This window comes from Caloramator sp. mosi_1 (assembly GCF_028622835.1).
GTDB lineage: Bacteria > Bacillota > Clostridia > Clostridiales > Caloramatoraceae > Thermobrachium.
Genome location: NZ_CP117677.1, coordinates 1,855,109 through 1,875,455 on the forward strand (window position 1 = coordinate 1,855,109; position 20,347 = coordinate 1,875,455).

Sequence of the window (20,347 nt, forward strand, 5' to 3'; positions counted from 1 at the left end):
CTACCAGAAGATGCACAAAAGAAACTAAAACTATTAGAGAGCCTAGAATTCATAAAAGAAGGGCAAAATGTTATACTATCAGGTAATCCTGGTACAGGTAAAACACATTTGGCGATTAGCCTTGGAATAAAAGCATGCATGGAGGGATACAAAGTACTTTTTAACACGGTTCCCATTTTCATAAACAAATTAAAAGAATGTAAGTCTAATAGGACATTAAGAGCGTATCAAAATAAGTTTGAAAAATATGACCTTGTAATACTTGATGAATTTGGTTACATATCTTCAGATAAGGAAGGAGCAGAACTATTGTTTACAAATCTGTCCTTACGGACAGGAAGAAAATCTACAATAGTTACAACTAATCTTTCTTTTGATAGATGGGGCGAAGTATTTATTGACCCTGTAATGACAGCAGCTATGACCGATAGATTGGCACATAAATCATATTTAGTTAATATGAATGGTAATTCATATAGATTAAAAGAAACTCAAGAATGGCTTAAAGAAAAGATAAAATAGTGCAAATTACATACCATATAATGGAAAGAAATGGCCTGCTTTTCGTTTATAATTTGGCTTTAAAATAATGTATAAAATACATCAAAACTTTATCAGGGGATGGAGAGCTTATGCTAACCGTCCTCTCTTCTTTGCCCAGGAAGAAAGCAAAAACGTCAACGACAACTTAAAATGGAGGATAAAGAAGAAGTTTGAACGAGGAGAGCTGATTATAAATACCACAAGATTTTTAGGTTATGACAAGGATGAATACGGCGATTTAGTTATAAATCCTAAAGAAGCAGAAATAGTTAGAAGAATATTTGAAGACTACTTAAAAGGCAAAGGAACATTTACCATAGCCAAAGAATTGAATGAAGAAAATATTCCTACTGTTGCAGGTGGCAGATGGCAGGAAAGTACAATTTTAAATATCTTAAAGAATGAAAAATACAAGGGAGATGCCATACTTCAAAAGTATTACACACCAGACCATCTGAGAAAAGTAAGTGTTAGAAATGAAGGCGTAATTGACAGCTATTATATTGAAGATAATCACTCTCCCATAGTTTCAAGAGAAATGTGGGAGCAGGTTCAAATAGAAATTGTAAAAAGAGCAAAAGCAAAGGGAAATAAAGCAGGAGATACAAAAAATATACAAACAGATATCCATTAACAGGAATGCTTTATTGCAGTAAGTGTGGCTCCTCTTTAAGGAGAAGAACTTGGAACAGTAAATTAAATTGCAGAAAGATTGTATGGCAGTGCAGTAATTATATTAAAAACGGAAAAGACGCCTGCAGTGGAACATCAATTGATGATGAGGTTATAAGCAGGCTTAATATAAAGGAAGAAACTATTGTAAAGGAGAGCATTAAAGATGGCAAGAAACATTACAGTTATACCAGCAAGAGCAAACAGGAGCAATCTGGCAGAGCAGATACAGCCGCAGAAAAAGAGAATGGCAGCTTATTGCAGGGTATCAACAGAACAATTAGAACAGTTATCAAGCTATGAAGCTCAGGTAGCTTATTATACAACCTATATAACAAATCATTCAGATTATGAATTCGGAGGAATTTACGCAGATGAAGGGATTTCAGGAACAAACACTAAAAGAGAGAACAGTTCAATAAAATGATAGAAGACTGCAAAGCAGGGAAAATAGATATGATAATAACCAAGTCTATATCAAGGTTTGCAAGAAATACACTTGATACATTAAACTACGTAAGACAGCTTAAAGAATTAGGTATTGGAGTAATATTTGAAAAGGAAAATATTAATACTTTAGATTCAAAGGGAGAAGTTCTATTAACAATCCTCAGCTCTCTTGCCCAAGATGAATCAAGAAGTATAAGTGAAAACTCCACATGGGGCATAAGGAGAAGATTTGAACAGGGCAAGCTTCATATAAATCATACAAAGTTTTTAGGCTATGATAAAGATGAAGAAGGAAATCTTGTGATAAATGAAAAGCAGGCTAAAATTGTAAGAAGGATTTACAAGGATTACCTTGATGGTAAAGGTCCAAACAGAATTGCAAGAGAGCTTGAAGAAGAAGGTGTTCCTAACTGGAATGGAAAACCTAAGTGGTATGAAAGCAGTATAAGAAAGATTTTAAGTAATGAAAAATATAAAGGTGATGCACTTCTTCAAAAACGTACACAGTTGATTTTTAACCAAAAAGAGAGCAGTTAATAATGGAGAAGTTCCAATGTATTATGTAGAAGAAAGTCATCCTGCTATTATAGAAAAAGAAATGTGGGAAGCAGTACAGCTTGAAATGGAGAGAAGAAGAGCGTTTGCAGAAAAATATAACATTAGTAAGCTTGATTATGCCACAGTTGATAATCCTTTTGCAGGAAGAGTTATCTGTGGACACTGCGGCAGTGCCTTTGGAAGAAAGGTGTGGAATTCTACTGATGAAAGGTTAAGAAGGGTTGTTTGGAGATGTAATAAAAAATATAAGGTAAAGGGAAAAAAGAGCTGTGAAAATAAGCACATAGATGATAAGGTTTTATATCAAGCTTTTGTAAATACCTTTAATGCTATGGTGGAGAATAAGGAATACTTTATGGAGAAGTGGAAGGAAGGACTTAAGAGTGAAAATACTCTAGTAAGGTATAAGTCAAAGCAGTTTATAGAAATTCTAAAAATGCAAAGCCAATAGAAAAATTTGATATGGATTTATTCTTTAGTATTGCCCAGAAGATGACTGTGTTTGATGGAGATAAGATAATAGTAAGTTTACTTGATGGAACAGAGGTTGAAGTTGTAATTGAATAAAGGATTTAAGAGGAGTCAGTTAGAGTGATGTATGGTCACTTTGACTGGTTTTTGTTTGAAACAATAATATTCTGTCAATTTGTGTCGGAAAATATTTACAATGAAATTATTGACAAATTTGTAACAGGGGGTAGAATTATATTTGTAGACAAGCTTGTTTATGTAGTTGATAGAACTATTTGATGGGGTAAATGTCATACCTTTACAAAGAAAATAGAAGGAGGATGAAACAATATGAAAAAATTCATATTTAAATTAATAAGTATATTAAGTATATTTACTATATTAATTGGAGCTAATTCCATTGATGTAGCAAATGCAGAGAGTAATGTAGAAAAACAAGAGTTAGTTAGATATGTACAGGGATATGAGGATGAAATTTTGGGTAAAGCAAATAATAATACTGAAATTGAAATTAATAAAACCCAATCTTCTAAAAGCGACCTAATAACCCCCAAAAACATACTACCTAATAAAGTGGTGTTAGATTGGGTTGCAACAGAAAATTCAATTATTCTAAAAATAACCAACTGGGGACTAGATTCAGTAGATTTAGTATATGGCACTATTGATACTGGAAACATGAAGAAAAACTTTAATGTAGCTATTGTTAGGCCAGGAACTAGCACTCATACTATTACAGGAGTACCTTTATTAACTTGTAAAGAAAATATAAAAATAACATGGTCAGCTAAAGATGGAGAAAATGTTTTTGCATCTAGCGTTGTATCCACTGGAAGTCGAGAAATTCCATCAGACTTATTAAATCTTTGGTCACCAGGAAGCAAGGGTTCAAGAAGTGCTTGTTTAGATTATCATTTTAATAAACATGGTAAGGAAGTATCAGCTTCAAATATTTGCCAATATGTAAGAATGGCAGATAATGTTAGAAAAGATGTAATCAAAAAGAATTTAAAACCAATAAGGTCAGTCCCTGGAGCAACAGCAAATTGTTATCGATACGAATATGGAATATATTATCTGCATGTAGTATGTGTAAATGATGTACCATCTGGCGATTTAGTAAGCTTTGGCAAAAAGTATTAATTCTAATATTTTCATAATATAGAGTTAATAAATACAATAAACTAAAAAGGAGGTGATAGATTGACTCCTATTGAATTTGGAATTATTGACAAGATAGATAATGATAAGGAATATATCAAATATGAACCAGAAAAATATAATTGTGTAACAATTGATGATGATATTTATATTGATGATTGGTGGGAAGATTTAAGCAAAATGAGAACATATTTTGGTGATTTGAATACCCCTAATGTATCTTTAGATCGACATGGAGTTACATTAATACCACCGGAATCATTATCAATATTTGAAACTATAGTTTCTAATGATCCTAGAATTAAACAAGATTATAGCCTTATGGAGTTGTTGAAACTAATCAGAAAAGCAAAACAAGAGAATAAATATATGATTCATTTTGGTGTCTAGTACTAACTAGATTTATGTCAGTAATTAGACAAAAACTAGCTTATTATATTTATTACTTATTGCTGATTAGAAACAAAAAATATTACGAATATGATATATTAGTATGATTAAGACGGTAAATAGATATTATAAAGTTTTAAATGATGTATACGAAGAAATTACAAAACACTTTTGAATATAACCTCTTTGTAAGTTATAAAGAGCAGGCTATTATGTCCAATGTCATCAACTTAATATGTAAGTAATTAGGGAAACAAAAAACAATTATTAAAAAAAACACTTAACTTATTTGTAGTATGAAGTTAGTAATATTATTCTATACTCATATGAAAACATATAAGGTATGTTCCATTTGAGAAAAAATAGACAAACCTTCAAATAGAGAGAGGGTAAAAGGGGTAAAACTCTTTTTTGCGAAATACTATCATTATTCTATCAAAACACACGTTGAGTGCGTAGCACTGATAGAGAAGAGATAGCTTGAAATTAAGGTCTAAAGTATCATTTTTAGTGTTTAGGTTATTTTTGTTATGTAATCTGGATTTCAGATTTATATACTGTCTATAAAGCATAAATTGGCTTAACTTATGGAACAATTTAATATTGTATAAAATAAACCATTGTTATATAATGATAACTAAAAATTAAAAACATAAAAATATAAAAGTCCCTTAAAATGATTGTTCATTTTAAGGGACTTTTCCTTACAAATTTATGAATTATTTGTTAAATTAAAGTTGAACAAAATGTTTGGTAATTAAGATAAAAAATTAAAATCTAATTTGCAATCAATAATAATAAGGGACAGTTACTTATTTTTTAACTTCTACACTATGTGAATTTAGGTATTTAATTTGTTTTTCCGTTGGGTTTCCATTTTTTAATATTATTTCAACTGCCTGCTTTGGAAGGTAGGCTTCTTCAAATAGATTAATTTCTATTCCTTTATAAAATGCAACAAATGCTCTAACTGCACCTGTACCTATATCTTTTCCTTGTGTATCAGAAAAATTAGATTCTACGTCTTTACATTTAAATGAATCAATCTGATCTACATCTATTAAAAATGCATAAGCTATGTCTTCTGCAGGTATATCAAAATTGCGAATAACATCTCTAAATGTATAGGAACCCTTTATATCATTAGGATTTAGCTGGCCTGTTGATCTACCTTCGGTAATTCTTCTTGGTACTTTTGTTGAAGTTGTTTTCCAAGTACCCGACAACTTGGCTAATCCCACACCTCCAAATATTATTATAAATATACTTACTGCTATTATTTTGCTATTTAATTTCATTTATTTCACCTACCTTTGTTCCTATATATACAGTATTTTCAATTGGACATCCAACTTCTGATGTGCATTTTAAACATCTTATACATTGGTGATTTTTAATTACATTTTTATCAGATATAACTATATTCATAGGGCATAATTTATCGCAAGCTTTGCAAGATATACATATACTTTTGTTTCTTCTAATTTTAAATATACTTATAAAGTTAAATACTCCTAAAAATGCACCTAACGGACATAAATATTTGCACCAAGGTCTTTCAATTAAGAGTGATGATACTAATACAACTATCAATAAAATTATTGCTTGTATTTTTACTTCACCTGTCCAAAAATTGAACAATGCATAATAGGGGTCTATATCATTAAACAATAGCTTACCTGTCTTTGCAATGATATATACTATCCAAGTTAATGTAAAATATCTTAAGTATCTAAATTTTTGTCTAAATTATTAGGTATAAAAGTATTGTATTTTTACCTAATAATTTATTTCCAAGTCTTCCTATCCACTCTTGGACTGATCCTAACGGACATATCCATCCACAAAATATAGGTCCAAATAATATCGATAGAAAAACTACTATTCCAAGCATAACAAACGAAGATTCGTGTATTTTTGAACAAAACTTCCTTCTGTTACAAACTTATATATAGATACTACACCACCAAATGGACATAATCCGTGCAAGGAGGCCTTTGAAATTAAAGGTAGGGTTATATTAATTTTAGAAAGAAACTGATTTATTGCAGTTAGTAAAATAGTAATAAAAAGAATACCTGAATAAATAATCTAATATTTTTATTTTTTCTTATTTGAAAAGATTTCGTTTTCATTATAAATCCCTCCATCTTTCATATTATACTTTGATTATAAATTAAAATTGTGGTTATTTTATGTAAGTTTTATGTAGATTTTGTGAAGTCAATTGAGGTTTAAATGAAATTAGAAAAGATATAACAGAGTATTTATTTTCATAGGATAGACCAATAGATATAATTTAAGTAGTACATAAATGAAGGGTCTCTTTGTAATTATTTTTGTACAAAGAAACCCTTTGTTTTTATATTAATGAAATATCAAATTTAAGAGATGGGATAGTACTTAGGATAAGATTAGATTAAGTATTACAATACTGAAAAAACTTTATACTTAATTAAACAGTTTTTTATATTTTTAGGCTTAAAAAGAGCAAGTTCATCATCGGTAATTTCTTCGAAAATCTCTGAGATTTCTTCATCGAGTTCATATATATCAGAAGCAGACATTTTATAATCTACTAAAAGTTCAGAGGCCTCTTCAAAGGGTATTGAAATTAGTTCAAATATTTCCAAGCAATCACTAAAAATTTGCAAGTTGCTGGAGATAATTCTAATTAAACTTTCAATTTCTTCTAAAAACTCAAATAAGTAGAATCAAATGTTTTAATTACCAATTGAATTTCATCTAACTTTTCTATTTTTGAAAAAATACAAAGGAAGATCTACTGCTCAAGAAGAAAAAATAACAATCTTTATTTCAAGTCACCTGCTCCACGAGATTGAGCAGTTGTGTAACAAAGTAGCTATTATATCTAATGGGAAGTTATTGATACAGGGAAAAGTTGAAGATTTATTGTTAAAAGATTATCAAAGGGCGATTATTGAAGTAGATGATATTGAAAAAGCATTAGGAATACTTAAAACAATTTCTTTTATACAAGAAATAACTGTAGTAGATAATAAGATAAATGTTAAATATACAGGAGATTCTATTGAAAAAATAAATAAACACTTGGTATTTGGTGATGTGGCTGTTAGAAGTTTAGTAAAAGAAAATGGTAATTTAGAAGAGTTTTTCTTAAAATTAACAGGAGGTGAACAAATTGCCTAAACTAACGACATTAATAGGATTAGAAATTTCTAAAATGTTTCATAAAAAACGTATATTATTTGGTTTGTCTTTTTTGGTCTTTATATATTTTATGATGGTAATTGGATTATCTAAAGTTTCTATATATCAAAATACTAATGATCCTAAATATAAAGCTATGCTTGAGGATGAGCTAAGACATAATAAAGAACGATTGAATAGCTCTGATATATCAAATGAAGAAAAGGAAGCTATAACAAGGAGAATTGAAGATATAAATTTAGAATTAGAGTTAGGATATGAAAAAGCAAGAGAAATACAACTTAAAAGGGAATTAGAAGAAGTAAATAAATTGCTTTCTAAAGAGGATTTACCACCTGATGTTAGAGAATCTCAAAATTTATATAAACAAATAATAGAAGCAAAAATCAAATATGGAGAAAATTCCATAGAAGCCAGAAAATTAGAGTACAAGCTAAAATTAAATAGTATAGAAACTTCTTTAAAAAATAAGAACTTAACACCTGTCGAGAAAAAACAATTAGAATCACAAAAAGGGAAATGCAACTTAGACTTGAGCAATCCAATTTAGAAGATAATAGAAGTGCCTTTTCCCTTCTCTTAACTTATATTATAGATACAAGTAGTTTCTTAATACCATTAATTATAATACTGGTAGCGTCAGAAGCAATTTCAGGGAATATAGCTTAGGAACCATTAAATTGCTATTAGTAAAACCTGTAAGCAGAGTGAAACTATATATTTCTAAATATATTGCATTAATGACATATGCTATATTTGTTTTATTGTTTATTAGTATAGTAGGTTATATTATTGGTGGCTTCTTTGTTGGGTTTGGTGGTTTGTTTGATGATAGAATAGTTGGTATGAAAAGGTTAGGACAAGAATATGGATATATGACAGATTATTCATCGGCATATTTAATTACTAATTTCAAATATTATCTTCAGATTTTACTTTTACTGATTCTTTTATTTGCAGTATTTATAGCCTTTAGTATGCTAATTTCAGTGTTTACAAAAAGTGCTACTGTTAGTTTAGTAGCAACTATGGGATTAATAATTTTTGGAAATATAATAAGTGGTATTTTTAGTCAATATACTTGGACTAAGTTCCTTTTAATGCCTCATTTTAATTTACTTAGACATCTTGAAGGAGGATTTTTATATTCTGGAGTTAGTTTAAGTTTTTCAATATTTACTATAACTATTTATACTATTATTTTTATGATTATTGGAATATTTAGCTTTAAACAAAAGGACATTATATAATAATAATCTGGGCCTAATGAATAAAAATTCATTAGGCCGTTTTTAATCATTTGAACTTACTTTATATTATTTTATCTTCAATATATTCTCTATACTCATCACCAAACTTTTTAATAGATATTCTTCTTCTTTTTTATTCTAATATTAATAAGAAACAGTGCAGTGACAATCGTCATTGAAGTTACAACAACATTTCCTATAAAAATATTTATGGATATCCAATTTAAAACCAATCCTATATATAGTGGATGCTTTAAGTATTTATATACTCCACTTTTAACTATTTCCTTTGGTTTTTTATATATACAGAAAAATTACTGCCAAGTTGACGCAATGCTGATTTTCTAATTAAAATGCCAACAGCATAAGTTAATAAAAAATATTTTTTAACCTAATCAGCGACAGAAGTCACCTACTTCTATAAGTGGGTGATGAATGTCAGTTGACAAATTCATCGTTCAGATACAAAATAAGCATTAGAAAAATGAGGTTATATAGATACATAGATTTAGATAATAATGATCATTCAGTATTTTTGCTATATTATCATCTTGTTTTAGTAACGAGATATAGAAGAAAGCTTATAAATGATAATATTGTGAAGGCCAATTGAAGTTATTAAAAAATATATAGAAAAGCAAGGTGAATAGGTGTGACTTTGCTAAAAGCCTATAAATATAGAATATACCCAACAAAAGAACAAAAGGAATATTTATCAAAAGTATTTGGTTGTGTAAGGTTCATATATAACAAAATGCTTAATGATAAGATAGAGCATTACAAACAAACAGGGAAAATGCTAAAAACAACGCCTGCACAATATAAAAAGAATATCCTTTTCTAAAAGAAGTAGATAGCCTTGCTCTTGCTAATTCACAGCTTAATTTAGAGAAGGCATACAAGAGCTTTTTAGAGATAATAGCATAGGGTTTCCTAAATTCAAAAAGAAAAAAGGATATCAATCCTATACAACAAATAATCAAAATGGGACAGTTGATATTATAGATGGTTACTTAAAAATACCAAAGTTAAAAACAAAGATAAAAATAAAACAGCATAGGCAATTTGAAGGAATTATTAAATCAGTAACAATATCTAAAACACCAACAGAAAAATATTATGCTTCTATATTAGTAGAAACAGAGATAAAGGAGTTACCAAAAGTAGATAAAAAATTGGAATAGATTTAGGGTTAAAGGAATTTGCAATATTATCAGATGGAGCAAAAATAGAAAATCCTAAATGGCTAAAAAGAAGTGAAAAAGAATAAAGAAACTACAAAGAGATTTATCAAGAAAACAAAAGGGCAGTAAAAATTATAATAAAAACAGGCAAAAACTTGCTAAATTACACGAAAAAATAACTAATCAAAGAAGAGATTTTCTTCATAAATTGTCCTCTAAAATTATAAACGAAAACCAAGTTATAGTTTTAGAGGACTTAAAAGTAAAGAATATGCAACAAAATCATAAGTTAGCAAAAGCAATTTCAGAAGTTAGTTGGTCAGAATTCAGAAGAATGTTAGAATATAAAGCAAAATGGTATGGAAGAGAAATAATAATAGCACCACAAAACTATGCATCAAGTCAAATATGTTCAGAGTGTGGATATAAAAACCCTGATGTAAAAAATTTAGCATTAAGAGAATGGAAATGTCCTAATTGTGGTGTAATACATGACAGAGATATAAATGCGTCAAAAACTTGCTAAAATTAGCCATGTAGATGGTAAAACTGGGGATGGAACAGCCCTTTGAGCGTGGGTAATCTGGTAGCAGAAGCTACCTTGACCACGAAGCCACCACCTCTATAGGTGGGGGTAGTTCACAAAAATAAGTTTTTAGGAGGAAATTAGAAATGGAATATGAAAAAATGGTACAGGCTTTAAAAAAGAAGGGTTATAGGGTTTCATATTTTGAGTCATTTAAGTCCAGACAGAATTTGTAATGCTCTTAATATATATTTTAAAAAATGAATGGTTCTGAAGCTGAAATTATAATAATAAATGAAATATTGGGTATATAGAGTAAGTGTTTTTAGGAGAATTAATTGTGTTATAATTAAGCAGTAAATTAGGGTTATATGTTTTATAGTAAATAATATACTTGATTATTTGCAAGGAGGACATAGGATGAAGATTTCAAAAAGGATGCATTAATGTGGTTTGAATTTTTGCACAATTACCTGAGGATGAGGAGCTAAGCCCAAGACAAGAAGAAATAGTTTATGCTACCTTTGCACAAATAGAAGCTGCAGTTGACAAAAGAAATGAAGCATTAATGGCTGAAATTAAAAATTTAAAAACATTAGATAATAGAACTTATTATGTTGGAAACGAAGAAAAATTCTCAAAAGGATGCCGTTCTTGTTTGTTAGGAGATGGATTAGGTGCAATTAGAAAAACAAATAAATGTAATTTAGAATGTAAATTCTGCTATAATTATGGTCAATTTGATTATATGCCTCCAGTAGGGGAAGGATTATGGGAGATTGGAGGTACTAAGTTTTATGAAAAGGATATTGATTTACTACTATCAATCCAAAAGAAACCATCAGGTATTGCTTATGTATATTTAGAGCCTTTTATGGAAATTGAAAAATATTATCCGGTTATTAAAAAATTCAACAATGCCAAAATTCATCAGCATATGTATACCAACGGGACTTTAGCTACAGAAGAAACTTTAAAGGCATTAGGTGAAGCTGGGCTTGATGAGATACGTTTTAACTTGGGTGCTTCAAATTGTTCAGACAAGGTAATAGAAAATATCGCGATAGCTAAAAAATATATTAAAAGTGTTGGTATTGAAACACCAATGACACCTGAGTTTTTGAAACCTTCTTAAAGAAAAAACAAGCTATATTAGATACAAAATTAGATTTTATAAACTGTGCAGAGCTACATTTAAATGAAAACAACATATATAACTACTATGGAGAAAATATGTATATTTCAAGATGTGGATATATTTCACCAATTTGGAGTAGGGAATTAACTTTAAAATTTATGAAAATTGCAGACGATGAAAAATGGGACTTAGTAGTTCACGATTGTTCTAATTATACAAAGTTTACAAGGGGATTAAATTTAGGGAGTAAAGAAGGTAAATGGTTTGGTGCAAGTAATTATGCTTGTGAGTTTTCAAAGATTCCCTATGAAGTGTTTTTACCAATTCTAAAAGATGATAGCTTTAAATTTATAAGTGAAGAACAATTGCCTTATGGTTACAACCCAGGTGAGTTATATTTTTAAAAATTAGATTTAAATTGGAGGTACATTAGAAAATGATAAAGGTTGTTGCATTTAATGGAAGCCCAAGAAAAGAAGGGAACACATATCAAGCAATCAAAATAGTTTCAGAAGAATTACAAAAGGAAGGAATAGATGTAGATATAGTTCAAGTAGGAAATAAGATTATAAGAGGTTGTTTAGCCTGTGGGATGTGTTATAAAAATAAAAATGAAAAATGTATTATAGATGATGAAGTTAACGAATGGATTCAAAAATGAAACAGGCAGATGGAATAATACTTGGCTCCCCAGTACATTATTCTTCGATATCTGCTACAATGAAAGCTTTTTAGATAGAGCTTTTTATGTTGCTTCAGCAAATGGAGGATTTTTAAGACACAAGGTTGGAGCAGCAATTGTTGCTGTTAGACGTTCAGGTGGAGTAGCTACATTTAACCAATTAAATAATTATATAAACTATGCAGAAATGATTATACCGTCATCAAATTATTGGAATGTAATTCACGGAACAAAACCTGGTGAGGCTTTGCAGGATGAAGAGGGTGTACAAATAATGAGGGTTTTAGGAAAAAATATGGCCTATACATTAAGACTAATAGAAAATGGTAAAGGGAAAGTTGAAGTGCCAGAAAAAGAAAAGAAGATATACACTAATTTCATAAGATAGGTTAAAAAGTGGCATCTATTTTAAAGATGCCACTTTTTAATTAAATTTAATATTAGTGAATCTAAATAGTTGTTGAACATAAATGTTATCCGTGGTAGAATTATGTCGTATTTTGTTAAAAAGGAGGATTGTTATGAATAGTAATCAAACACAAAATGTAAAAATTGCTGTTTCAGAACCAGCTGGCTTAGGTTTATTTGGACTTGCTATGGTTACATTAGTAGCTTCATCACAAAAACTTGGTTGGACAGAAGGATTATCATTTGTTATTCCTTGGGCAATATTTTTAGGAGCCTTTGCACAACTTTATGCTTGTTTAATTGATACAAAGAGAAATAATATTTTTGGTGCAACGGCCTTCGGAGGATATGCATTTTTCTGGTTTGCTGTTGCAATGTCTTGGCTTATAAAGTTGGGCTTTTTGGACAAAGCTTAGCACAAAATGTTGATGGAAAACAATTAGGATTTGCATTTTTAGGATATTTAATATTTACAATGTATATGACAATAGGTTCTATCGAAACCAATAAAGTGCTATTATTCATATTTATTTTTATAGACTTTTTATTTATAGGACTTACTTTAAACGCCTTTGGAATTGCAGCAGAGTTTTCACATAAACTTGCTGCTTGGTCAGAGCTTATTATATCATTACTTGCATTCTATGGTTCTGCAGCAACAGTTTTAAATCATCATTTTGGACGTGAATTTTTACCAACAGGCAAACCATTAGGAATATTTAAGAAAAATTCTTTATAATGAGTATGATTTATAGAAAATTACAGTTTAATATCCATTTAAAAATATTTTAATCTAATTTATGGTTTAAGTCGACCACTTCTATAAGTGGAGGCAGTTCACATTAAATACAATAAAGTAGAATTAAAGAATCCTTTACAAATGAAAGTAGAGGATTCTTTTTCATTCATTTTATAGAAATACTATTTACACTTGATTTTATTTTTGTATAAATATTTATTGTAATAATCTACAATCAAGCTTAATAATATGTTATAATACCCTTAAAAAAGGTTATATTTTAAATATCAGGGGAGTAAAAATGGAAGGTGATAGAATTAAGAAATTTGAAGAGTTTTTACGAGTTCCTTTAGGGATGGGAAAACAGTAAGTGAATTGAGGTTATCTTCTGAAGAAGTAGAATTTATAAAAAAGATATCCAAACGTTACTGTTTCTAAGTTAAGTGGGTTTGAAAATAATAAAGAAAAAAATTGGTATATTGTAAAATTAGGATTATAATTTTTATATTTATGCAATTCAAGATTTTAAAAAATTTCATTAGAAAGTAGGTTGAAATATGGAACATAAGAATAAAGCAGTTGTACTTGGTGCAAATTATTATATTGGACTTAGTGTGATAAGATGTCTTGGAAGTGAAGGAGTTAAGGTTGCAGCAGTTGATTATTCCAAAAAGGGTACATATGGATTTTACTCAAAGTATTGCTCAGAAATATTAATAGGACCTCATTACAAGGAACAGCCAAAGGAGTTTCTTGAATTTTTAATAGATTATGCAAAGAAGCAGGAACATCCTCCTGTTTTATTTCCTTGTGCAGACCCATACGTAGAGTTTGTTGATGAACACTTAGATGTTTTAAGACAATATTTTTTAATTCATAAAATAGAACAAGGTCTATACACAAAGTTGATGAATAAAGGTACCCTTAGAGACTTAGCATTAGAACACGGTGTAAGGGTTCCTGAGACTATAAGCGTGGATGAAGAAAACTTCATCCAAAAGGTAGAGGAACAAATAAAGTATCCCTGTTTAGTAAAACCTGTTGATTCCCATACCTTTGTTGCTAAGTTTAGAAGAAAGCTATTTAAAGTTTACAATAGAGAAGAATTGCTATCTTGTGTTCAAATGGCAAAGGATGCAAAGACTGAAGTTATAATTCAAAGGATAATAAAGGGTTTTGATGATTGTATGCATACTTTTGATGCCTATTTAAATCAGGATTCAAAGGTAACTCATTGGGTTACTTGTCAAAAGATGCGTCAATATCCTATAAACTATGGTGCTTCAGTTTACACTAAACAAAAATATGTACCAGAACTTTATGATATTGGAGCAAAATTTTTAGAAGGAGTTAAGTTTAAGGGTTTTGCTGAAATTGAATTTAAAAAGGATGAAGAGACTGGCAATTTTTATTTAATAGAAGTAAATGTTAGAACAACAAATCTAAATAATCTTTTATATAAAGTTGGAATCAATATGCCATATATAGCCTATAGAGATCTAACAGGTAATCCACTTCCACCAGATGCTGTTACAAAGGATACAGAAAGAGCCTTTTGGTATGCATATGAAGATATATTGGCTATAAAAGAATATATACGTACTAAACAATTAACATTATCACAGGTTATTAGGTCATTTTTTAGACCAAAGGCCTATGCAATATGGGATATTAGTGACCCAAAGCCATTCTTTGTGTTTTTAAATTCTAAAATATCAAGGATTTTTGATAAAATATTTAAAAGAGGTTAAGAATTATTGTTTGAGAGGAGAGAAAAATGGTTAAATTACACGATTTAATAAAATGCCTTGATGAATTTGAAATAATAAATGACAACAATGTTGATATTGAGGGAGTTGCTTATAATTCTAAACAAGTTCAATACGGTGATTTATTTGTATGCATAAAGGGTTATAAGACAGATGGACATAAATACATTTTAGATGCTGTTACAAATGGAGCGGTTGCAATAGTAGTTGAAGAGTTTCAAGAGGGATGGAAAATACCTCAAATTAAAGTAAAGAACAGCAGAGTAGCCTTATCAAGATTAAGTGACTACTTTTATAATAGACCTTCTAAAAAATGAAGGTTATAGGTGTTACTGCAACTAATGGTAAGACAAGTACTACATTTATGACTAATGCTGTCTTAGAAGGAAATGGTTTTAAAACAGGTTTAATTGGTACTGTTGCTGTAAAGTATGGAGATACTCTAATACCTGCAAGTTTAACAACTCCAGAATCCTTAGACCTACATAGATACTTTAATAAGATGTATAAAGAAGGCGTTACTCACGTAACTATGGAAGTGTCTTCATCAGCACTTGATTTAAAACGTGTAAATGATGTGGACTTTGATATAGTTGTTTTTAATAATGTAAGTAGAGAACACATTGATCTTCACGGTTCCTTTGAGGAATACTTTAGAGTAAAATCAAGCTTAATTACAAATGCAAAGGAAAATCAGTTTGCTATACTTAACTTAGATTGTCCCTATGTTGCCTCACTTGTTGACAAAACTAAGGCAAAGGTAATAACCTATGGAGTTGAAAATGCAAATGGACATTTATGGTGTAAAAACCTTGATCTTTCAACAGGAAGAGCAAAGTTTACAGTAGAAATAAAAAAGAGTTTAGAGGCGAAGATATTTTATATACTCCAACATCCTTTGATGTTGAACTTAAAACACCTGGATATCATTCAGTTTACAATGCAATGGTTGCAATAACAGTTGGGTTAATTTGTGGTGTTCCGATAGAAGTTATTAAGGATTCTCTTTTGAAATTTGGGGAGTAGAAAGACGATTTGAAATAATATATGAAGAGGACTTTAAAATTATAGATGATCATTTTGCAAATCCAGGTAACATTGATGTAACTTTAGAAACACTACAAAAGATGAAGTATAATAACCTAAAATTAGTTTATGCTATAAGGGGTAATAGAGGCCCTATAGTAAACAGAGAAAATGCAGAAACTATAGTAAAATGGGCAGATAAGATTGGTTTAAAGGAGATAATTGCAACCTTAAGCAGATCACATACAACTGAAAAAGATAGAGTAAAAGAGGAAGAAGTAAAGGTATTTAAGGAAGTTATGCAAAATGCAGGTATAAATGTTGTTATATACGATGAATTATATGATGCAATAAAGAAGGCAATAAGAGAAGTAGGCAAAGATGATGTGATTCTTCTTGCTGGTTGTCAAGGAATGGATTATGGAGCAAAGGTTGCCCTTGAGATTATAAGGGAATTAAATCCTGATATAGATACAAAAAGCTATTTAAACCACTACAAAATAGAGTAGCAGGTGTATAAAATACGCAGTTAAGAAAGAAGGGAAAATAGATGAATGATAAGGTTATAGGAATAATCGGAGGAATGGGACCAGAAGCTACTGCAGATTTGTTTATGAAGATTATACAAAAACAAAGGTAGAAAAGGACCAAGATCACTTTAGAGTTATTATAGACAACAATCCAAAAATACCAGATAGAACAAAGGCTATTTTGTATGGTGGAGAAAGTCCTGTTGAGGAGCTTATAAAAACTGCAAAAATTTAGAAAAAGCTGGAGTTGATGTTGCGTGTATTCCTTGTATGACATCCCATTATTTTATAGATGAAGTTCAAAAGAGCGTTAAATATCCAATTATAATGCCTTTGATGTTGTTAGAAGACATATATTTAAGCATCACAAAAATGTGAAAAACATAGGAGTCTTAGCTACTACTGGTACAGTTAAAACAGGTATATTCCAAAGACATCTTGAATTTGCCAACGTAATATACCCTTCTTCACAAGTCCAAGAGGAGAAGGTTATGGAGGCAATATATGGGGAAATGGGTATAAAAAGAGGCGTAAAAAATGAAATACCTTTAAATTTATTAAGAGATGCTTCAAATCATTTAATTTCAGCAGGAGCAGAACTAATAATACTTGGTTGTACAGAGATAGGGTTGGTTTTAAAACAGGAACACGTAGAAGTTCCTGTGATTGACCCAATGGATGTTTTAGCCTGTGAACTTGTAAGTGCCACCCAGGTGAAATGTGACATTAACCAATTATAACCAAACAAAAGTATTACACAAACAATTAAAAAACGACAACATATTGTAGCAACAATCCCCATCTTAATTGTGATAAAATACAATTGAGATGGGGTGATTTGTATGGACAGAAGTAGACTAATGAAGGAAGTAGAAAAATTAAATCGAATGGTAGAAAATACAGAATGTAATAAATTGCAAAATAATGAACTTATAAAGCAAAGTCAAGTTGTCGATAAACTAATAGTGGCATATATGAAGCAAATACATAACAAAATAAACATTATAAAGTAGGTGAATATATGAAGCACCATAGGGCAGTAGCAGTATATATTTTAAATTCTAAAAATCAGATTTTATTGCTGTATCACAAGAAACTAAATAAATATCTTCCGCCAGGAGGACACGTTGAGGAAGGAGAATTAACTCATATTGCAGCAGAAAGAGAAGCTTATGAAGAGGCAGGTGTAAACATAGATTTTTATTATGTCAAAAATGAACTTGGAGATGAAAGAGCAAACCCTCTCCCAACTCCTCTTTTAGTACAACTTGAAGATATAGGGGATCATTACCACGAGGACTTTGTATATTTGGCACGAGCAAAAATGATAGGGTAATAAATAATGAAGGTCACGAGGACATTGGGTGGTTTTGCTTTGAGGAGGCACTAAAATTAGATTTGTTTGAAAATGTTAGAAAGCAAATTATGTATATCAAAAATATAATCAGTAAAAAGGGTTGAGTTTTGAATATGTTTTAATAATTTAAGACATTTTGTGTACAGAACTATCTAAAGTATCAAGAGGATATAAATACTCTCTTCAGGCTGTTGAAAAAGTGAATATAAGATAAGCCCCTTGAATGATTTCTTTGGCATTCCTTCATTTCGCTAAGCAAGTCTAAGCTTTTCTTTGTTTGAAAAAGTCCTACCCTCGCGATGCCCTCGTCCTTGAGGGCTGCTCGGCACATCGTGTGCCGAATTACGGACTTTTTCAAAGTCGAAAAGCAAGACTTGCTAAAGCTTATGAAAAGCCTACCGAAATCATTTCAAGGGGTAATTTCATAACCATAGCATCTTTTATGTTTGTCAACAATCTGAAGAGAATATAAATACTCCCTTGATATTTTTTATTGTATGTAAAGATTATATAATCATAGATGTTACATATATTAGAAGTTAAATACAAATAAACTAATCTTATGATATTAATGGTTATTTATGGATAATAATATAAATGATTTATTATCCAATTCCAAGTACAAATCATTAGTAACATAAAAATATTTTGGCATTCATTTTGCATATATTAAAATAAGAAAATTAAGGGGGATTTATATGTCACAAAACCTACAGGTTGAAACTTCGACTGTAAAGAATAAGACGGTAAAGGTACCACATACCTATGTAATTATTTTTATGGTTGTGCTACTTGCTTGGCTTCTTACTTTTTAGTTCCTGTTGGGAAATTTGAGACTCAAGAAGTAACATACAAACAGGGAGAAAAGGAAAAGAAAAAGACGGTAGTTAAAGCAGACAGTTTCCAATATGAAGTTGATGAATCAGGAAATGTAGTAAGAAAGCCAGCAAAGCTTTGGGGAACAGAGGATACCGGTGGTTATGGTATGTTAAACTATGTATTTGAAGGTCTTGTAACAGGAGATAAATGGGGTTCAGCAGTAGGTATAGTAGCATTTATACTTGTTATAGGTGGTGTTTTTGGAATTATATTAAGAACAGGTGCAGTAGACTCAGGAATTATGTCAATGATAAAGGTTACAAAAGGAAAAGAGTTCCTTATAATACCAGTTCTCTTTGTTTTGTTCTCATTAGGTGGAGCAGTATTTGGAATGGGTGAAGAGACTATTCCATTTGCAATGATAGTGGTACCTCTTGTAATTGCTTTAGGATACGATGCAGTTGTTGGTGTACTTATAACATATGTAGCAAGTCAAATTGATTTGCAACTTCTTGGATGAATCCATTTAGCCTTGCTGTTGCACAAGGTGTTTCTGGAGTTCCTGTATTCTCAGGTGCAACCTTTAGAATAGTTATGTGGTTTGTATTTACATTAGCAGGATTAGTTTATACAATGATATATGCTAATAAGGTTAAGAGAAATCCAGAGTATTCTGTATCAAAGGAAGCAAATGAATACTTCAAAAAGAGGCAATAAAAGAAGAAGGAAAGCACGAATTCAATTTAGGACATAAGCTTGTTCTTTTGACAATATTATTAGGAATAATTTGGGTTGTATGGGGTGTAACAAAGAAGGGTTACTATATACCAGAGATAGCATCTCAATTCTTTGTTATGGGACTTGTTGCAGGTATAATAGGTGTTGTATTCAAACTAAATAATATGAAGGTAGATGATATCGCATCATCCTTCCAAAGGGGAGCAGCAGACTTAGTTGGTGCAGCACTTGTTGTTGGTATGGCAAAGGGAATACTAATAATTCTTGGTGGTTCTGATCCATCAACCCCAACTGTATTAAATACAATTTTAAATGGAATGGGTAAAACGGTAGGACAAATAGGTGGAGGATTTGCAGCTTGGTTTATGTATCTATTCCAATCAATATTTAACTTCTTTGTTGTTTCAGGTTCAGGTCAAGCAGCTTTGACAATGCCAATAATGGCACCTCTTTCAGATCTTGTTGGAGTATCAAGACAAACTGCGGTACTTGCCTTCCAACTTGGTGATGGATTAACAAATGTAATTGTACCAACATCAGCTTGTTTAATGGGTGTTTTAGGAGTAGCAAGAATAGATTGGGGTAAATGGGCAAAATGGCAAATTAAAATGCAAGGTTTCTTATTCTTGCTTGGAACAATATTTATAATAATTGCACATATTATAGGATTCTAATAGAGTGTTATTAAATAAGTTAACAAAAGGTATACTTGCCTTTTGTTAACTTATTTTTGTTGCATTTTTA

Annotated in this window: 24 protein-coding genes and 6 pseudogenes; 25 read left to right on the forward strand and 5 right to left on the reverse strand. The window is 30.3% G+C overall.

All coding sequences use genetic code 11. The annotated features are described in order from the left end of the window. Positions 1-51: 51 nt before the first annotated feature. The 7 genes and pseudogenes from PL321_RS13140 to PL321_RS13170 all read left to right on the forward strand — a co-directional run bounded on the left by PL321_RS13140 (position 52) and on the right by PL321_RS13170 (position 4,245). Complete coding sequence (locus PL321_RS13140; protein WP_273964339.1) at positions 52-522, forward strand: ATP-binding protein; 471 nt, start codon at positions 52-54, stop codon at positions 520-522. 67 nt (positions 523-589) lie between these two features. Then, positions 590-1,177: a recombinase family protein gene (locus tag PL321_RS13145; RefSeq protein ID WP_273962345.1), complete on the forward strand. Its 588-nt coding sequence runs from the start codon at positions 590-592 to the stop codon at positions 1,175-1,177. A 5-nt stretch (positions 1,178-1,182) separates the two neighbouring features. After that, entirely contained in the window at positions 1,183-1,518 is a 336-nt protein-coding gene (locus PL321_RS21545) for a zinc ribbon domain-containing protein (protein WP_273962346.1), read from the forward strand. Beyond that, a pseudogene (locus PL321_RS21550) lies at positions 1,463-2,665 on the forward strand (recombinase family protein); the annotation flags it as partial. The gene PL321_RS21545 and the pseudogene PL321_RS21550, both read left to right, overlap by 56 nt. A 149-nt stretch (positions 2,666-2,814) precedes the next feature. Next, the gene (locus PL321_RS13160; RefSeq protein ID WP_273964715.1) at positions 2,815-2,973 is read left to right on the forward strand and encodes a hypothetical protein; all 159 of its coding nucleotides are present in this window, start codon (positions 2,815-2,817) and stop codon (positions 2,971-2,973) included. Positions 2,974-3,024: 51 nt separating this feature from the next. After that, entirely contained in the window at positions 3,025-3,837 is an 813-nt protein-coding gene (locus PL321_RS13165; protein WP_273962347.1) for a hypothetical protein, read from the forward strand. Positions 3,838-3,897: 60 nt separating this feature from the next. Continuing rightward, the gene (locus PL321_RS13170) at positions 3,898-4,245 is read left to right on the forward strand and encodes a hypothetical protein (RefSeq protein ID WP_058258295.1); all 348 of its coding nucleotides are present in this window, start codon (positions 3,898-3,900) and stop codon (positions 4,243-4,245) included. Positions 4,246-5,057: 812 nt separating this feature from the next. Here PL321_RS13170 and PL321_RS13175 read toward each other — a convergent pair. From PL321_RS13175 to PL321_RS13190, 4 genes are all read right to left on the reverse strand, one after another. Continuing rightward, positions 5,058-5,486, reverse strand: a complete 429-nt coding sequence (locus PL321_RS13175; protein WP_273962348.1) for a hypothetical protein — start codon at positions 5,484-5,486, stop codon at positions 5,058-5,060. Positions 5,487-5,529: 43 nt separating this feature from the next. Then, complete coding sequence (locus tag PL321_RS13180) at positions 5,530-5,916, reverse strand: 4Fe-4S binding protein (protein ID WP_273962349.1); 387 nt, start codon at positions 5,914-5,916, stop codon at positions 5,530-5,532. A gap of 73 nt (positions 5,917-5,989) precedes the next feature. Continuing rightward, positions 5,990-6,139 carry a 4Fe-4S binding protein gene (locus PL321_RS13185; protein WP_273962350.1) on the reverse strand — a complete coding sequence of 50 codons (150 nt, stop codon included), beginning with the start codon at positions 6,137-6,139 and terminating at the stop codon, positions 5,990-5,992. A 532-nt stretch (positions 6,140-6,671) separates the two neighbouring features. Beyond that, complete coding sequence (locus tag PL321_RS13190) at positions 6,672-6,878, reverse strand: hypothetical protein (protein WP_273962351.1); 207 nt, start codon at positions 6,876-6,878, stop codon at positions 6,672-6,674. A gap of 127 nt (positions 6,879-7,005) precedes the next feature. Here PL321_RS13190 and PL321_RS13195 point away from each other — a divergent pair, with 127 nt between their 5' ends. The 3 genes from PL321_RS13195 (at position 7,006) to PL321_RS13205 (ending at position 8,687) form a co-directional block, all read left to right on the forward strand. Then, positions 7,006-7,416 (forward strand): hypothetical protein, encoded by a 411-nt coding sequence (locus PL321_RS13195; RefSeq protein ID WP_273962352.1) that lies wholly within the window; start codon positions 7,006-7,008, stop codon positions 7,414-7,416. Further along, positions 7,409-7,987 carry a hypothetical protein gene (locus tag PL321_RS13200; RefSeq protein WP_273962353.1) on the forward strand — a complete coding sequence of 193 codons (579 nt, stop codon included), beginning with the start codon at positions 7,409-7,411 and terminating at the stop codon, positions 7,985-7,987. The genes PL321_RS13195 and PL321_RS13200 overlap by 8 nt, the downstream gene beginning before the upstream one ends. Before the next feature lie 67 nt (positions 7,988-8,054). Continuing rightward, a complete protein-coding gene (locus PL321_RS13205; RefSeq protein ID WP_273964561.1) occupies positions 8,055-8,687 on the forward strand; it encodes an ABC transporter permease subunit in 633 nt (210 codons plus the stop codon). A gap of 110 nt (positions 8,688-8,797) precedes the next feature. Here PL321_RS13205 and PL321_RS21555 read toward each other — a convergent pair whose 3' ends face one another. Continuing rightward, positions 8,798-8,992: an isoprenylcysteine carboxylmethyltransferase family protein gene (locus tag PL321_RS21555; protein ID WP_443110789.1), complete on the reverse strand. Its 195-nt coding sequence runs from the start codon at positions 8,990-8,992 to the stop codon at positions 8,798-8,800. 197 nt (positions 8,993-9,189) lie between these two features. Between PL321_RS21555 and PL321_RS13210 the strand changes: the two are divergent. From PL321_RS13210 to PL321_RS20185, 15 genes and pseudogenes are all read left to right on the forward strand, one after another. Further along, a pseudogene (locus PL321_RS13210) lies at positions 9,190-9,285 on the forward strand (IS200/IS605 family transposase); the annotation flags it as partial. Positions 9,286-9,345: 60 nt separating this feature from the next. Further along, a pseudogene (tnpB, locus tag PL321_RS13215) lies at positions 9,346-10,411 on the forward strand (IS200/IS605 family element RNA-guided endonuclease TnpB). Between the two features lie 432 nt (positions 10,412-10,843). Then, positions 10,844-11,939: pseudogene (locus tag PL321_RS13220) on the forward strand (radical SAM protein). 35 nt (positions 11,940-11,974) lie between these two features. Further along, positions 11,975-12,605, forward strand: a pseudogene (locus PL321_RS13225) (flavodoxin family protein). A gap of 133 nt (positions 12,606-12,738) precedes the next feature. Beyond that, positions 12,739-13,364: pseudogene (locus PL321_RS13230) on the forward strand (acetate uptake transporter). Positions 13,365-13,921: 557 nt separating this feature from the next. After that, the gene (locus PL321_RS13235) at positions 13,922-15,115 is read left to right on the forward strand and encodes a carboxylate--amine ligase (RefSeq protein WP_273962354.1); all 1,194 of its coding nucleotides are present in this window, start codon (positions 13,922-13,924) and stop codon (positions 15,113-15,115) included. A 26-nt stretch (positions 15,116-15,141) separates the two neighbouring features. Further along, a complete protein-coding gene (locus PL321_RS13240) occupies positions 15,142-15,450 on the forward strand; it encodes a Mur ligase domain-containing protein (RefSeq protein WP_273962355.1) in 309 nt (102 codons plus the stop codon). Continuing rightward, a complete protein-coding gene (locus tag PL321_RS13245) occupies positions 15,447-16,091 on the forward strand; it encodes a Mur ligase family protein (protein ID WP_273962356.1) in 645 nt (214 codons plus the stop codon). Before PL321_RS13240 ends, PL321_RS13245 begins: the two co-directional genes overlap by 4 nt. A gap of 82 nt (positions 16,092-16,173) precedes the next feature. Continuing rightward, positions 16,174-16,668, forward strand: a complete 495-nt coding sequence (locus PL321_RS13250; RefSeq protein ID WP_443110790.1) for a glutamate ligase domain-containing protein — start codon at positions 16,174-16,176, stop codon at positions 16,666-16,668. A gap of 395 nt (positions 16,669-17,063) precedes the next feature. After that, on the forward strand, positions 17,064-17,429 hold the full coding sequence (locus tag PL321_RS13255) for an aspartate/glutamate racemase family protein (protein ID WP_273962358.1): 366 nt from the start codon (positions 17,064-17,066) through the stop codon (positions 17,427-17,429). Positions 17,430-17,531: 102 nt separating this feature from the next. Next, positions 17,532-17,702: a Spo0E family sporulation regulatory protein-aspartic acid phosphatase gene (locus PL321_RS13260; protein WP_273962359.1), complete on the forward strand. Its 171-nt coding sequence runs from the start codon at positions 17,532-17,534 to the stop codon at positions 17,700-17,702. A gap of 8 nt (positions 17,703-17,710) precedes the next feature. Then, complete coding sequence (locus PL321_RS13265) at positions 17,711-18,025, forward strand: NUDIX domain-containing protein (protein WP_273962360.1); 315 nt, start codon at positions 17,711-17,713, stop codon at positions 18,023-18,025. 817 nt (positions 18,026-18,842) lie between these two features. Further along, positions 18,843-19,385 carry a hypothetical protein gene (locus tag PL321_RS20175; RefSeq protein WP_337960829.1) on the forward strand — a complete coding sequence of 181 codons (543 nt, stop codon included), beginning with the start codon at positions 18,843-18,845 and terminating at the stop codon, positions 19,383-19,385. Next, on the forward strand, positions 19,382-19,582 hold the full coding sequence (locus PL321_RS20180; RefSeq protein ID WP_337960830.1) for a hypothetical protein: 201 nt from the start codon (positions 19,382-19,384) through the stop codon (positions 19,580-19,582). Before PL321_RS20175 ends, PL321_RS20180 begins: the two co-directional genes overlap by 4 nt. Continuing rightward, positions 19,579-20,277 (forward strand): hypothetical protein, encoded by a 699-nt coding sequence (locus PL321_RS20185; RefSeq protein ID WP_337961169.1) that lies wholly within the window; start codon positions 19,579-19,581, stop codon positions 20,275-20,277. The genes PL321_RS20180 and PL321_RS20185 overlap by 4 nt, the downstream gene beginning before the upstream one ends. Positions 20,278-20,347: the final 70 nt, after the last annotated feature.